13 protein-coding genes are annotated in these 15,440 nt (G+C 55.9%); all 13 read left to right on the top strand.

Going from position 1 to position 15,440, the window contains the following annotated elements; translation table 11 throughout:
- The 13 genes from grdB to rsfS all read left to right on the top strand — a co-directional run bounded on the left by grdB (nt 1) and on the right by rsfS (nt 15,360).
- Nucleotides 1-1,314: a glycine reductase complex selenoprotein B gene (gene grdB, locus GCWU000341_RS04920; RefSeq protein WP_081443149.1), complete on the top strand. Its 1,314-nt coding sequence runs from the start codon at nt 1-3 to the stop codon at nt 1,312-1,314.
- Between the two features lie 436 nt (nt 1,315-1,750).
- Entirely contained in the window at nt 1,751-3,124 is a 1,374-nt protein-coding gene (locus tag GCWU000341_RS04930) for an alanine/glycine:cation symporter family protein (RefSeq protein WP_040653460.1), read from the top strand.
- A 209-nt stretch (nt 3,125-3,333) separates the two neighbouring features.
- Entirely contained in the window at nt 3,334-4,281 is a 948-nt protein-coding gene (trxB, locus tag GCWU000341_RS04935) for a thioredoxin-disulfide reductase (RefSeq protein ID WP_040653462.1), read from the top strand.
- Between the two features lie 78 nt (nt 4,282-4,359).
- Nucleotides 4,360-4,683 (top strand): thioredoxin TrxA, encoded by a 324-nt coding sequence (trxA, locus tag GCWU000341_RS04940; protein ID WP_009214696.1) that lies wholly within the window; start codon nt 4,360-4,362, stop codon nt 4,681-4,683.
- A gap of 96 nt (nt 4,684-4,779) precedes the next feature.
- On the top strand, nt 4,780-5,259 hold the full coding sequence (gene grdA, locus GCWU000341_RS04950; protein ID WP_081443150.1) for a glycine/sarcosine/betaine reductase complex selenoprotein A: 480 nt from the start codon (nt 4,780-4,782) through the stop codon (nt 5,257-5,259).
- Between the two features lie 238 nt (nt 5,260-5,497).
- Nucleotides 5,498-7,042 carry a glycine/sarcosine/betaine reductase complex component C subunit beta gene (gene grdC / locus GCWU000341_RS04955; RefSeq protein WP_040653464.1) on the top strand — a complete coding sequence of 515 codons (1,545 nt, stop codon included), beginning with the start codon at nt 5,498-5,500 and terminating at the stop codon, nt 7,040-7,042.
- A gap of 14 nt (nt 7,043-7,056) precedes the next feature.
- Nucleotides 7,057-8,211, top strand: a complete 1,155-nt coding sequence (grdD, locus tag GCWU000341_RS04960) for a glycine/sarcosine/betaine reductase complex component C subunit alpha (RefSeq protein WP_009214701.1) — start codon at nt 7,057-7,059, stop codon at nt 8,209-8,211.
- Between the two features lie 417 nt (nt 8,212-8,628).
- The gene (gene selD, locus GCWU000341_RS04965; RefSeq protein WP_081443151.1) at nt 8,629-9,681 is read left to right on the top strand and encodes a selenide, water dikinase SelD; all 1,053 of its coding nucleotides are present in this window, start codon (nt 8,629-8,631) and stop codon (nt 9,679-9,681) included.
- 17 nt (nt 9,682-9,698) lie between these two features.
- Nucleotides 9,699-11,183, top strand: coding sequence for an L-seryl-tRNA(Sec) selenium transferase (selA, locus tag GCWU000341_RS04970; RefSeq protein WP_009214704.1), 1,485 nt, complete (start codon nt 9,699-9,701; stop codon nt 11,181-11,183).
- Nucleotides 11,180-13,102: a selenocysteine-specific translation elongation factor gene (selB, locus tag GCWU000341_RS04975; RefSeq protein WP_009214705.1), complete on the top strand. Its 1,923-nt coding sequence runs from the start codon at nt 11,180-11,182 to the stop codon at nt 13,100-13,102. Before selA ends, selB begins: the two co-directional genes overlap by 4 nt.
- A 77-nt stretch (nt 13,103-13,179) precedes the next feature.
- Complete coding sequence (locus GCWU000341_RS04980; RefSeq protein ID WP_081443169.1) at nt 13,180-14,199, top strand: selenium metabolism-associated LysR family transcriptional regulator; 1,020 nt, start codon at nt 13,180-13,182, stop codon at nt 14,197-14,199.
- Between the two features lie 11 nt (nt 14,200-14,210).
- Nucleotides 14,211-14,885 carry a bis(5'-nucleosyl)-tetraphosphatase (symmetrical) YqeK gene (gene yqeK / locus GCWU000341_RS04985; RefSeq protein WP_009214707.1) on the top strand — a complete coding sequence of 225 codons (675 nt, stop codon included), beginning with the start codon at nt 14,211-14,213 and terminating at the stop codon, nt 14,883-14,885.
- A 115-nt stretch (nt 14,886-15,000) separates the two neighbouring features.
- Nucleotides 15,001-15,360: a ribosome silencing factor gene (rsfS, locus tag GCWU000341_RS04990; RefSeq protein ID WP_009214708.1), complete on the top strand. Its 360-nt coding sequence runs from the start codon at nt 15,001-15,003 to the stop codon at nt 15,358-15,360.
- The last annotated feature ends 80 nt before the right edge of the window (nt 15,361-15,440 follow it).

Below are 15,440 nucleotides of genomic sequence, written 5' to 3' on the forward strand. Positions count from 1 at the left end.
ATGGCAAAGATTAAAGTTGTTCATTATATCAACCAGTTCTTCGCACAGGTTGGCGGCGAGGAGCAGGCGGATTATCCGATTGAGATCCGGAAGGGAGAGCACCTCGGACCGGGTCTTGCGTTCCAGCAGGCCTTCGGGGATGAGGCGGAGATCGTCGCGACCATCATCTGCGGAGACGGCTTCTTCAGTGAGCACATCGACGATGCCAAGGCAAAGCTCCTCGAGATGGTAAAGGGGGAGAAGCCGGACATCTTCATCGCAGGTCCCGCCTTCAACGCGGGCCGCTACGGCTTTGCCTGCGCCACGGCTGCTATGGCAGTGCAGGAGGAGCTCCATATCCCGGTTCTCACCGGAATGTATATCGAGAACCCCGGCGTGGAGATGGCGAAGGACAAGGTCTATATCGTCTCCACAAAGAACAGCGCGGCGGGCATGAGAGATGCCGTGAAGAAGATGGCTCCTCTCGCACTGAAGCTCGCAAAGGGAGAGAAGATCGGCGCCTCCGTCGAGGAGGGCTATATCCCGCAGGGACAGCGTGTGAACTTCTTTGAGAAGGAGAGAGGTGCGGAGAGAGCGGTCAAGATGCTTCTTGCGAAGCTCAACGGAAAGCCCTTTACGACAGAGTATCCGATGCCGAGCTTCGATCGTGTCGAGCCGAATCCGGCGGTGAAGGATATGGCTCACGCCACCGTCGCGCTCGTCACCTCCGGCGGTATCGTGCCGAAGGGAAATCCGGACCATATCGAGAGCTCCAACGCGAGTAAGTATGGAGAGTATGATATCACCGGCGTCAACGATCTCACGGCGGATACCTATGAGACCGCGCACGGCGGATATGATCCGAGCTATGCAAACCAGGATGCAGACCGCGTCCTTCCTGTCGATGTCCTCCGCGATCTCGAGAAGGAGCATGTCATCGGGAAGCTCTACAATAAGTTCTACACCACGGTTGGAAACGGAACCGCGGTGGCTTCCGCAAAGGCCTTCGCCGAGGAAATCGGAAAGAAGCTGAAGGAGGACCATGTCGATGCGGTCATCCTGACCAGTACGTGAGGAACCTGTACTCGTTGCGGTGCAACGATGGTTAAAGAAATCGAGAGAGCTGGAATCCCGGTTGTTCACATCTGTACAGTTACCCCCATCTCCATGACGGTCGGCGCAAACCGTATCGTCCCGGCGATTGCGATCCCGCATCCCCTCGGAAACCCGGCCATGAAGCCGGAGGAGGAGAAGGCACTCCGCAGAAAGATCGTCGAGAAGGCACTGAAGGCGCTCGAGACCGAGGTCAGCGGACAGACCATCTTCAAGGATTAAAGAATCGGATCCATCCGCACATCTTCATGCTTTCTGCTGCTAAGCCCTCTGCTTCATGAAGCCGGGAGCTTGACGGCGAAAGCATGGATGGCGGCCGGTCACGAGATTCTGTCGATCAGAGAGGGAGGGGAGAGAAGCTCTGCTTCTCTCCCCTCCCTCTCTCTGCCTGCGGGGAAAAACCGTCCGAAAGCTTAGGCATAATACGGAGGAGACAGCGGCGCACTGCGGGTCTTATGCCATATATTAGACAGGATTATCGCGGGTTGATTTAAATTTATCATGATTATTGCTAAACACGGCGGCTTATGCTAGTATGAGCTCAGCAATAAATCCTGCCGCATTTTGGGGCAGGGCGGATCATATCTCTTACTGAGAATCACGCTTGGAGGGAAAGGAGCTGCATTCCGGTAAACCTATCCGAAAGGGGGATGTAACTTTGGAAGTCTTGTCAAATTTAATTGCAAAAGGAAATGAATTTTTATGGAGCTTTCTCTTGATCCTGCTCCTCTGCGGCACCGGAATCTATTATACGATTCGCCTCCGCTTCATTCAGCTCCGCCGCTTCTCCGAGGGATGGAAGCTTGTGTTTGGAAGCATCAATCTCCACGGTACGAAGCATGAAAAGGGAGAGATGTCTCCCTTCCAGGCCATCGCCACGGCCATCGCGGCGCAAGTCGGCACGGGAAATCTCGCGGGAGCGGCGACGGCGCTCATCAGCGGCGGTCCCGGAGCAATCTTCTGGATGTGGGTCTCCGCATTCTTCGGTATGGCGACGATCTACGGAGAAGCAGTGCTCGCGCAGACCTATAAGGAGGAGCACAACGGTGAGGTCACCGGCGGCCCCGCCTACTATATCAAGGCGGCTTACCAGGGACCTCTGGGACAGATCCTGTCCAAGCTCTTCGCGGTATTCATCATCCTGGCACTGGGCTTCATGGGAAATATGGTGCAGTCGAACTCTGTCGGTGCGGCCTTTTCCGAGGTTTTTGAAGTCGCAAATGTCAATGTGCCCCCCATCGTGATCGGACTGGTGGTCGCGGCGATCGCGGCCTTCATCTTCTTCGGCGGCACGAAGAGACTGGCCGCTGTGCTGGAGAAGGTCGTTCCGATCATGGCCGGAATCTATATCCTCGGCTCCCTGATCTTCATCCTCATGCATATCGGAGCGGTTCCGAACGCGATCCGCATGATCTTTGTCGGCGCCTTTGATCCGAAGGCGGCTCTCGGTGCAGCCGCGGGAATCACGGTCCGCGAGGCGGTCCGCTATGGTGTCGCGAGAGGACTTTTCTCGAATGAGGCGGGCATGGGCTCCACCCCCCACGCGCATGCGAGAGCGAAGGCCAGCTGCCCGGATGAGCAGGGTCTCTGCGCGATGGTCTCTGTCTTTATCGATACCTTTGTCATCCTGAATCTGACGGTCCTCGTCATCCTGACCAGCGGTATCCTCGGAAGCGCAAAGGAGAACGGCATCACCGGAATCGCTCTGACACAGGGCGCCTTTGATGCGGGCTTTGGAAGCTTCGGCACGATCTTTGTCGCATTCTGCCTCTTCTTCTTCGCCTTCTCCACCGTGCTCGGCTGGCATTTCTTCGGCGCGGTCAATGCGAAGTATCTCTTCGGATCGGATTCCGCGGTGAAGGTCTATTCTCTGATCGTCGTTTTGTGCATCATCCTCGGCTCGACGATGAAGGTGGATCTTGTCTGGGATATGGCGGATTTCTTCAATGGACTTATGGTAATTCCGAACGTCCTCGCACTTTTGAAGCTGGGATCCGTCGTGGTCAATACCAGGAAATTGGGGAAAGGCTGAATAAGCCTATAGCGAAATCCTATAAATAGGTGAAAAGCTTTGAAGATTACAGCACATGTGATAAAATATCCGCGTCAGGGAAACGGAAGATACTCTATATGTAGAAAGTTTCCCGTATAGGACGTTTTGATGATCCGGGGGCGAGAAGGACATCCTTCTCCTCCCGGATGGTCATGAGGATTTCAGGCACAAAAAGGAGAAACGGGAAAATGAGCAAGATTTATGATGTCATTATTCTCGGTGCCGGTCCCGGGGGACTGGCTGCCGGACTGTATTCCGGCAGGGCAAGGCTCTCGACCTGCATCATCGAGAAGGGGCAGGACGGAGGGCAGATTGCCATCACCGATTCGATCGAGAACTATCCCGGACAGATCGTGGAGGGAGAATCCGGACCCTCTCTCATTAAGAGGATGACGGAGCAGGCGGAGAAGTTCGGCTGTGAGAGAGTCAGGGATACCATCAAGTCCGTGGAGCTCGGAGGCAAGATCAAGAAGCTTGTCGGAACAAACGGAAGCTATGAGGGGAAGACTGTGATCCTCGCCACCGGCGCCTATCCCCGCCCCATCGGCTGCAAGGGAGAGCAGGAGTTCCTGGGAAAGGGAGTTTCCTACTGCGCAACCTGTGACGCGAACTTCTTTGAGGAGCTTCCCGTCTATGTGGTAGGAGGGGGAGATGCCGCTGTCGAGGAGGCGATGTATCTGACGAAGTTTGCGAGCTCCGTCACGCTCATCCACAGGAGAAACGAGCTCCGCGCGGCAAAGTCCATCCAGGAGAGAGCCTTCAAGAACGAGAAACTTCATTTTATGTGGGATTCCGTGGTGGAGGAGCTCGGAGGGGATGATATCCTCCAGGAGATGAAGGTCAAAAATGTGAAGACGGGAGAGATCACGGAGATCCGCGCCTCGGAGGAGGATGGGATGTTCGGACTCTTCGGCTTCATCGGAAGGATTCCGAATACCGACCTTCTGAAGGACTGCGGTCTTACGATGGATGACAGAGGCTATATCCCGACCGATGATGATATGAAGACCAATATCCCCGGAGTTTTCGCCGCGGGTGATGTCCGTGTCAAGAGCCTCCGCCAGGTCGTGACGGCCGCCGCGGACGGCGCGATCGCCGCCACGCAGGCCGAGAAGTATATCAACGAAAATCCGTAGTCGAAAGAGGCTTTCCAGATTGCGGATTTCGCGAAAAGCTGTTAAGATGGATTTGCAGGCAGATTAGAGGAGGGACTTATGTTAGAGGTAGATAAGAACAGCTTCGAGCCGGAGGTTCTGAAGGCTGAGGGCTATGTGTTTGTGGATTTCTTCGGAGACGGCTGCGTGCCCTGTGCGGCGCTCATGCCCTTTGTCCACAGCCTCGCCGATCAGTATGAGGGAAAGCTTAAGTTCTGCTCCCTGAATACGACCCGCGCGAGGAGACTCGCCATCGGACAGAAGGTTCTCGGACTGCCGGTCATGGCGATCTACAAGGACGGAGTGAAGGTCGAGGAGCTCGTGAAGGACGACGCGACCGAGGAAAACATCAAGGCTATGGTGGAAAAGTACGCGGCGATGTAATCAGGCGTAAATGGCGAAAGCCTTTACGATATATGGACAGAGAGGGTCCTTCTTCGGGCTCTCCGCGTTCGATCATTTGAGGAAAGGAGAAAGAAGATGTCTATTTTAAAGGGCAAGAAAGTAGTCATCATCGGTGACCGTGACGGTATTCCGGGACCCGCCATCCAGGCGTGTGTCGAGAGTGCCGGCGGTGAGGTTGTTTTCGCATCCACCGAGTGCTTCGTGTGAACGAGCGCAGGCGCGATGGATCTCGAAAATCAGAAGAGGGTAAAAGACTTCGCTGAGAAGTACGGCCCCGAGAACCTTGTAGTGGTTCTTGGAGCGGCGGAGGGCGAGGCTGCAGGACTTGCAGCTGAGACCGTCACAGCGGGCGACCCGACTTTCGCAGGTCCGTTGACAGGGGTCCAGCTTGGACTCACGGTGTACCATGTTTGCGAGCCGGAACTCAAGGAAGAGTTCGACCCGGCGGTTTACGAGGATCAGGTCAGCATGATGGAAATGGTGCTGGATGTCGATGATATCGTAAACGAGATGAATGAAATCCGGAAAGAATATTGCAAGTATCTCAGTGCATAACGGATAGGGTTCGCCTCAGGGCGAACCCCCACCATCCATAAGGCAGACAGTCTTTGAGGGGGCGGAGAGGTGGATTACCTCAATGCTTCCTCTTTTTCTTTCTTCCATTCTTCCAATATTGTAATTTTGTGCTTCTGCTGTCAAGGCCCGGAGACGGGATCTTATGACACGCTCCTTTTGGTGCGGGAAGCATTACATATATTCCACCAATTCACTATCATTCAAACGAGGTATGTACATGAACAGTGTAATCAAGGGAAGCGGTTACTGTCTCAGCTATACGCCGGGACTGATGCTCCACAACGGATCGACCATCACCACAGAAAGAGTCGTGAATCCGGACGGAGAGTTCCTGAAGGAGATGGGAAAACACGTCCGCTCCTACGAGGACTGCGTGGCGTATTGGCCGAATCAGGTCTATATCGGAAACGCAGACCCCGAAGAGCTCCGGAAGGTGGAGTTTCCTTATTATGATAAGAAATTCGAGAACGCGAGCCGCTATGGAAAATTCGGAGAGATCATGCCGGAGGCGGAGTTCCTGCTCCTCGCGCAAAGTTGTGACTGCTTCGAGGTCTTCTATCTGGAGAAGGGCTTCGTCGAGGCCCATAAGAAGGAGCTCGCGGCAGATCCTGTGATCACGGAGGCGATCCTTAACAGAGTGACCGCGGGTTCCGAGCTCTCCGAGATCGAGACCCTGGTCTCGAACGGCGAGGCGGAGGGACTCTACTACGAGAATAAGCTCGTCGGCTGCGTCAAGAGAGCGCATGACATCGATGTGAACCTCTCCGCGGAGGTCATGCTCGAGAACCTCATGAACAAGGCCAGCAGTGTCCTTGCAATCCTCCATTCTCTGAAGAATGCCGGAATCTCCCCCGACGATGTCGAGTATGTGATCGACTGCTCCGAGGAGGCCTGCGGAGACGTGAACCAAAGAGGCGGCGGAAACTTCGCGAAGGCAGCGGCAGAGATCGCGGGTCTGAACAACGCGACCGGATCCGATTCGAGAGGCTTCTGCGCGGGACCGAGCCATGCGATGATTGAGGCGGCAGCTCTGGTAAAGGCCGGTGCCTTCCGCACGGTCGTCGTAATCGGAGGAGGCTGCGTTCCGAAGCTCGGCATGAACGGAAAGGATCACGTGAAGAAGGGACTTCCGATGCTGGAGGACTGCCTCGGAGCCTTCGCTGTCATCGTCTCCGAGAACGACGGGAAGAGCGCGGAGATCAATCTCGACATTCTCGGCCGCCACACCGTGGGAACCGGAGCCGCCCCGCAGAATGTCATCGGCTCCCTCGTCGCGGATCCTCTGGAGAGGGCTGGACTCACCGTCAATGATGTGGATAAGTTCTCGCCCGAGATGCAGAACGCGGATATCACAAAGCCGGCCGGAGCCGGGGATGTCCCGATGGCAAACTACAAGATGATCGCGGCGCTTGCCGTGAAGAAGGGCTGGCTCCAGAAGTCGGAGCTTGCGAGCTTCTCCGAGGAGCACGGTCTCGTCGGCTATGCGCCGACCCAGGGTCACATCCCCTCCGGCGTGCCCTATGTGGGCTTTGCCAAGGAGAATATCGAGGCCGGTAAGATGAACCGCGTCATGATCATCGGAAAGGGCTCCCTCTTCCTCGGAAGGATGACGAACCTCTTTGACGGTGTCTCCTTCATCATCCAGAAGAATACGGCGGAGAACGAGCAGGGCGCGGTCTCGGAGGATGAGGTCAGAAAACTCATCGCAAAGGCCATGAAGGATTTTGCGGCTTCCATCCTCGACAAAGAGGCGGAGGCATAAGGAAAGGCGGAGATATGGCTAAAAATTTGGATCGACTGATCGCCGACACCTTTCTGGATATGGCGAACGGTCTTGAGACCGGGAGCTTCGGCAAAAAGCCCCGGATCGCGCTCACCGGCATGGGCAGTGAGCACGGAGAAGAGAACGCCATGGAGGCCGCCGCGGCAGCGGCGAAGGACGGCATCGATGTCGTCTACCTCGGCTCTCTCCAAAGAGACGGCGTCAGCACCATCCTGGTAAAGGATGATGAAGAGGGCCATGCGAAGATGGATGAGCTTCTCGATAAGGGGGAGATCGACGGCGCGGTCACGATGCACTATCCCTTCCCCATCGGCGTGTCCACCGTGGGCCGCTCCATCACACCGGCGCTCGGGCGGGAGCTCTTCCTCGCAAATACCACGGGAACCTCCAGCACAGACCGGATCGAGGGCATGATCAGGAATGCGCTCTATGGCATCATCACGGCCAAGGCCTGCGGCCTTTCGGATCCCAGTGTCGGCATCCTCAATGTGGACGGTGCGAGGCAGACGGAGAAGGCCTTAAAGAAGCTCTCGGAGCAGGGCTATCCGATCCGCTTCGCGGATTCCAGCAGGGCGGACGGCGGCTGTGTCATGCGGGGAAATGATGTCCTCCGCGCCTCCTCCGATATCCTGGTCATGGATTCTCTGACGGGAAATGTGCTCAGTAAGCTCCTCTCCTCCTATACGACGGGCGGCTCCTTTGAGGCCGCCGGCTACGGCTATGGCCCCGGTATCGGAGAGAATTATGAGAAGCTCGTCATGATCGTCTCGAGAGCCTCAGGCGCTCCCGTCATCGCGAATGCGATCCGTTTCGCAGGGCAGCTGGTCCGCGGCAGAGTCTTTGACCTTGCAAAGGAGGAATTTGCGAAGGCAAAGAAGGCGGGCCTTGAGAATATCCTTCAGGAGCTCCGCGCTTCCGCAAAGCCCGCTGCGGCGGAGGAGAATGTGAAGGAGCCGCCGAAGGAGATCGTCACGGCGATCATCCCCGGCATTGAGGTCATGGACCTGGACGATGCCGTACACGCCCTCTGGAAGCTCGAGATCTATGCGGAGAGCGGGATGGGCTGTACCGGACCGATCATCCGGATCTCCGAGGCAAATGAGGAGAAGGCGAAGGCGGAGCTCAAAAAGCTCGGCTATATCGGATAAAATTCGGATAGAATCCTTCTCTGATTCCGCTTTTCCCTTCTTTTGGCCTTAGAAGAAGGGTGAAGCCCGCAGAAATGGGAGAGTGTTATATAATAAATTTTTATCATGGCATATCCCTGAAGAAAGAGAGCGCCGGCATTCCCGGCGCTCTTATTCTGTGCGCTGTGCAGCCAAGCTGCAGCGGGAGCGGATGAGAGTTTCTGGGTCTGACTTATTGACTTTCCTGATAAGTCAAGTAGAATAGAAATAGCAGCAAAGAGGAGAATTTTATTACTTTTCAGGCGGATCCGAGAGAGAATTTTCTCATAAAGGACAGTAAAGGACAGTCCGTCCGGTGTTTGTCCGCTCGGCGGAATTTTACGCGGCGATCTTCGGAAAAGGAAATACAGAAGGAAAAAGGATACAGAAGGAAAAAATATGCAAAAGAAGGAAGAGATAAAGCTTACACAGATGACGAAGCAATCCGGCTGAGCGGCTAAGATAGGTCCTGAGACCCTTGCCCAGGTTCTGGGCAAGCTGCCGAAATTTGAAAAGGATGACAGACTTCTCGTGGGGCTTTCCACCTCGGACGATGCCGCAGTCTACAAGGTGTCGGAGGAAGTCGCCATGATACAGACCGTGGATTTTTTCACCCCGGTCGTAGATGACCCCTACACCTTTGGCATGATCGCTGCGTGCAATGCGCTCTCCGATGTCTATGCCATGGGCGGTATCCCAAAGGTCGCACTGAATATCGTAGGCTTCCCGAACTGTCTTAATCCCGAAATCCTCGGGGATATCATGGCGGGCGGCGCGGAAAAGGTAAAGGAGTCGGGCGCGCTTTTGATCGGCGGGCATTCCATCCAGAATGACGATCCTCTCTACGGGCTCTGTGTCTCCGGCTTCGTCCATCCCGAGCGGATTCAGAAGAACTACGGGGCCAAGCCGGGCGATGTCCTGATCCTCACAAAGCAAATCGGATCCGGCATCATAAATACTGCCGTAAAGGCCGAGCTCGCCTCGGAGAAGGCCATGGAGGAGGCCGTGAGAGTCATGGCGTCCCTGAACAGAAAGGCAAAGGAGGCCATGGATCCCTTCCATGTCCATGCCTGTACGGATATCACGGGCTTTGGGCTCCTGGGCCATGCGATGGAGATGGCGGAGGCCAGCAGGGTGAGCTTTGCGCTTCATTTTCGAAATATTCCGCTGATAGAAGCTGCGAAGGAATATGCGGAGCTCGGGCTTGTCCCGGCGGGCGCTTATCGAAACCGGAAGTACACGGAGAATAAGCTCTCGATCCTCGGGATCTCCGATACGGATGCGGATCTTCTCTTTGACCCGCAGTCCTCCGGCGGTCTCCTCTATGCGATTCCCGCGGAGGAGAAGGACAGCGCGATGGACGCCCTTCTTGCGGCCGGACTTGAGACGAAGGCGGAAGTCATCGGGAGCGTAGAGCCGCTCGAAGAGAAATTCATAACAGTGAAGCCATAAGGAAGGCGGAGAGAAGGATGAATCAAAATCTGTTGTTTCGCAGGATCCCGAAGGTGGATCTCCTCCTGGGAAGAGAGGAGATCCAGAGTCTGATCCCTCTCTACGGGAGATGCCGCGTCACAGAGGCGGTGCAGGAGGAGACGGATCAGCTCAGGGAGGAGCTCCGAGCCGAGATCGAGAAGGCGGAGGAAAGAGGGAGTCTTCGGAAGGGGGAGATCGGAAGAGCAGAGCCTTCGGAAGCCGAAAGGGAGGCGGAGAGAGCGCTGGAGCGAAGCCTTTCCGAGCGAATCGAAAAACTTCCGGAGAGGATCCGCATTTTCCTGGAGGAGCTCTTTCGACCGGGACTTAGGCGGGTCATCAATGGATCCGGCACCATCCTCCACACAAACCTCGGGAGGGCTCCCATCGAGAGGAGGATCGCGGAAAGACTCGCAGACCTCGTCTCCTCCTACTCGAACCTGGAATACCGCCTCTCCGAGGGGAGAAGGGGGGAGCGCTACTCTCACTTCGAGAAGCTCCTCTGCCGCCTGAGCGGGGCGGAGGCCGCGATGGCCGTAAACAACAATGCCGCGGCCGTGCTCCTGATCCTCTCCACCCTTGCATCGGGAGGGGAGGTCATCACCTCCCGGGGGGAGCTCGTGGAGATCGGAGGGAAATTCCGGATCCCGGATGTCTGCGCGCAGAGCGGGGCAAAGCTTGTGGAGATCGGATGCACGAACAAGACCCATCTCTCCGATTATGAGGAGGCCCTGAATGAGAACACAAAGGCAATCCTCAAGGTGCACTCCAGTAATTACGCGCTCGTCGGCTTCACGGAATCCGTGAGCGCCGCGAGTTTAAAGCCTCTTTCGGAGAAGCACGGGCTTCCGCTCATCGAGGACCTCGGAAGCGGAGTGCTCCTGGACCTTGAAAGATATGGGAGGATGCACGAACCGACCGTGCAGGAGGCGGTCCGAAACGGCGTCGATGTCGTCTCCTTCAGTGGAGATAAGCTTCTCGGCGGTCCGCAGGCCGGGATCATCGTCGGGAAGAAGTGCTTCATCGACAGGATGAAGAAGCATCCTCTCACAAGAGCGGTCCGGATCGATAAATTCACCGTCGCCGCGCTGGAGCTCACCCTCCTGGAATATCTCAAGGAGGAGGGGATCGAGGAGCGAATTCCGACACTCCGCATGATCGCGGAGACGGAGGAGAAGGTTTCGGAGAGGGCGGAGCGCCTCCTCTCTATGCTATCCGGAAGCTGCCGGGGAGCGGAGCTCTCGACCCTCCCCTGCGAATCCCAGGTCGGAGGGGGCTCCCTGCCCCTGGAAGAGCTTAAGAGCCGGGCTCTTTGCATCCGTCCTCGTTCGATGAGCGTAACAGCGCTGGAGGAGCGGCTCAGAGGACTTCCTATCCCCATTATAGGACGCGTCGCGGAGGAGCGGCTCCTTCTGGATCTTCGCACGATTTCGGACGCAGAGCTTCCGGAGCTTTCCGAAGAGCTTAAAGAGGTGATCGGATGAAGCATATCATCATAGGGACGGCGGGACATATCGATCACGGGAAGACCACGCTGATCCGCGCCCTCACAGGGCGGAATACGGATCGGCTGAAGGAGGAGCAGAACAGGGGCATCACGATCGAACTCGGCTTCACCTGGTTTGACATGAAGGACGGCACGAGATGCGGCGTCATCGATGTCCCGGGACATGAGAAGTTCATCAATAATATGGTGGCCGGCGTCGTGGGCATGGATCTTGTTCTGATGGTGGTCGCCGCGGATGAAGGGATCATGCCTCAGACAAGGGAGCATCTCGATATTCTGGAGCTTCTTGGCATAAAAAAGTGCATCCTCGTCCTGAATAAATGCGATCTCGTGGAGGAGGAGTGGATCAGCATGATGGAGGAGGAGATCCGAGGGGAGCTGAAGGGCACCATCCTGGATCATGCGCCCCTCGCCAGAGTCTCCGCCGCGACGGGAGAGGGGATTGACGCTCTGAAGGATCTCATCCTACAAATGGTGACGGAGGATGTGCCGGAAAAGGATGTAAACGGCATCCCCCGCCTTCCCATCGATCGGGTCTTCAGCCTGCCGGGCTTTGGCACCATCATCACAGGGACTCTGCTCTCCGGAAGGATCAGCAGGGGAGACAGTCTCTCGATCTACCCGGAGGGACTTTCCTGCAAGGTCAGGAACATACAGGTCCATGACCGCGATACCGATATCTGCGAGGCGGGGCAGAGGGTGGCCCTGAATCTGTCCAATGTGAAAAAGTCCGATCTCAAGAGAGGCTCCGTCATCGCTCCCTCCGGCAGCATGGAGAACACGACCCTCATCGATGTGAAGCTCAGCGTACTGAGGGATTCCAGGAGGAGCATCCGGAACAGGGAGCGCCTTCACCTCTTCACCGGGACCAGTGAGCTTTTGTGCCGGGCCGTCCTCCTCGATCGGGATGAGATCCCGCCCGGGGAGACCGGACCCGCTCAGCTCCTCCTGGAAGAGGAGCTCGTCGTAAAGAGAGGAGATCGCTTTGTCGTCCGCTTTTACAGCCCTCTCGAGACGATCGGGGGAGGAGTCGTGCTGGAGCCGAATCCCAGGAAGAAGAAGCGCTTCAGCGAGGAGGCGATCGCGGAGCTCTCCCGGAAGGAGAGCGGAAGCCTCGCCGATGTGTGCGAGCTGAATATCCGGGCGGAGAACGATACCCTCATCAATCTAAGGGAGCTCGCGAAGAATATGTCCCACTCCGAGGAGGAGCTGAAGCCCTGTCTTTCGGAGCTCAGGGACAGGGGGCTGATCTATGAATTTGTGCTTAGGAAGGACAGCTATTACTGGCACAGAGATAATGCCTTCATCATAGAGCAGGAGATACAGAGGGCGCTCCGGAGCTTCTACGAGAAGCATCCCTACCGCTACGGCATCCGAAAGGCCGAGATCCAGAGCGTCTATATGAAGTCGGTTAAGCTGAATGTCTTTGACGCCTGCATGGAAAAGCTCTGTGCGGACGGTTCTCTGCAGCTTCGGGAGGAGTATCTCTGCCTCCCGGGAAGGGAGATCCCGAAGGATGAGAGATTCCGGGACCTGGAGTCGCTCATCACGGAGCAGCTTGAGAAGGCGGGCTATGAGTTCCTCCGCTTCTCGGAGCTCTCAAGGAAGAATTACTCCGACGAGCTTATGCTGGATGTCATTCATGTGCTCATGGATGAGGGAAAGCTGGTCCGGATCGGCGGGGAAGAGCTTGAGATGTATACCATGAAGCACTTCATGGACAGCGCAAAGGAGGCGGTAAAAAAGCATTTTGAGACCAATGAGCTTCTGACCATCTCGGAGATCCGGGATATGTTTGCGACGAGCCGAAAGTGCGCAAAGCCCATCATTTTATATATGGACAGCCAGAAGATCACAAAGAAGCTCGGCGCGGAGACAGAGAGAGTCGCATATTGAGGGGAGCGGAGTTCATCCGTTTTCTCCGGCGTTTCCACGGGGATGATCGCGCATCCGTTGAAAAAGGAAGGGACAGCATGAATATCAAACAACTAGAAGCCTTTGTTCGGATCGTAAAAAATAAAAGCTTTTCGCAGACCGCAAAAGAGCTTTTTCTCACTCAGCCTACGGTGAGCGCCTATATCAGCAACCTCGAGGAGGAGCTCGGAGTGCGGCTTTTCCTCCGAACCACGAAAGAGGTGAATATTACGGAGGCCGGGGAGAAGATCTATCTCTATGCGAAGGAGATCATCCAGCTCTCCAATCAGATCCGGGAGGTGACGAGCGGAAGGCAGGAGGGAGCGATGGAGAAGGAGATCGTGATCTCCACCTCCTCCATCCCCGGACAGTATCTGCTTCCGAGCATCCTGGCCTCCTACAGCAAGTCCTATCCCAATGTGGAATTCCGGACCAATGAGACCGACAGCAGGGGAGTGGTGGACGATATCGTGAGCCACAGAGCGGAGCTCGGCTTCTGCGGCACCATGATCCAGAGGAACGGATGCAATTATCTTCCCTTCTACGATGATGAGCTCATACTGGTCACGCCGAATACCCCGAAATATCGAAAGAGGAGGGAGCTCGGCTTTCAGATGGACTGGCTGAGTGAGGAGGACTTCATCATGCGGGAGAGCGGCTCCGGGACGAGGAAGGAAGCGATGAAGATCCTCGCCCGGCTCGGCTTCATGCCGGAGGATGTCCACATTAAAGCGAGCTTCGCCAGTACCGGAGCCATCCTTCTCTCTGTCAGAGAGCAGGTCGGGGTCGCCATCGTATCCAAGCTCGCCGCAAAGATGGAGATTCGAAACGGCGCGGTACTCCCCTTCCGCCTCTCTGAAAACGGCTGCTTCCGGAAGATTTATCTCCTGACCAGCACGGAGTTCTCCATGTCGGAGGGGGCCAAGAAGCTGGTAAAGATGATGCAAAATCACGTCCGGCGGATGCAGATGAAGGGGAGGGCCAGCTTAAGTCAGATCGGGAATCCGGAGCCGAGAATCATAAAAGACAGCGCGCCTGAAGGGAAGAAGGAGGGGCTTCTCTCCTCAAAGAAGCGTTAGGGGGAGACAGAATGGCGTCAGAGCGCTTTTGCAAAAAAATACCGGCGGAGAAAACGGATCTTTCGAAAATCTTAGCGATGCGGGAGAAGCTCTCCGAGCTCTTGAAGCCGGAGCGCTACGAACATTCCCTGAGCGTCAGCTTCTCGGCGGCGGCCCTCGCTATGCGCTATGGGGCGGATCTTCAGAAGGCGGAGATCGCGGGGCTTTGCCACGACTGCGCAAAGCATTTTGGAAAGCAGGAGATTCTTCGTGTCTGCGAGAGGGATGGCCTTGTTCTCTCCCCGGAGCTCCTCCGCTTTCCGCAGGTAATCCATTCCTTTTACGGGGAGATCTATGCGGAGAAGCTCTTTGGGATCCGGGATCCGGAGATTCTGTCCGCGATCCGCTTCCATACGCTGGGCCGCCCCGGTATGAGTCTCCTGGAGAAGATCATCTTTACGGCGGACTTTATAGAGCCCCGGCGTTATAAGGCGGCAGGGCTTTCTGAGATCCGAAGGATGGCCTTTCTCGATCTGGATGAGGCGGTATATCTGATCTTAAAATCCACGATAGAATATCTGAGAGAGCGCGGGGGGGAGATCTGCCGGGCCTCCCTCGAGAGCTATGAATATTACCGAAAGGTCCATGAGGAAAAAGGGCAAACTGCGGATCCGGGAGAAGAGGAGAGAGTCCGCGTCGAAGACTAATATATATTTTGCGGGATAGATCCCGCCGCTTTACTTAGATAGCTTTAAGAAAGGACCTGCCCTGTCCTATGAGACAGGGAGGGCGTCTCCCTCGAAAAGAGGGGAGAGGAGGAAGATGATAGCGGAAACTTCAAGGGCGATGGCAAAAGCTGCGGCGGAAATCTGCGAAGAAAAAAAGGGGCGGGAGATCTCAATCATTGATATCTCGGAGATTTCCGTGATCGCGGATTATTTTGTGATCGTGACGGCGGAGAACAGCCGACAGGTGGAGGCGCTCTCCGATTCTCTGCAGGATGGCATGGCGAAGAGGGGCTACAGGATTCGGCGGGCGGAGGGAAAGCCGGACTCCGGATGGATCCTTCTGGATTTTAACGATATCATCATCCATGTCTTCGACAAGGAGCAGAGATTCTTCTATGATCTTGAGAGAATCTGGTCAGACGGAAAGAAGATCGTGAATCCGAAGGAGCTCTGATCCCGTGCTCAATCTCACCAGCAAAAAAGAGGAGATGGAAAAGGAGATGGAAAACTCATTGAAGAAAATGGAGCCTCGCA

It is taken from the genome of Oribacterium sp. oral taxon 078 str. F0262 (assembly GCF_000160135.1).
Classification (GTDB): domain Bacteria; phylum Bacillota; class Clostridia; order Lachnospirales; family Lachnospiraceae; genus Oribacterium.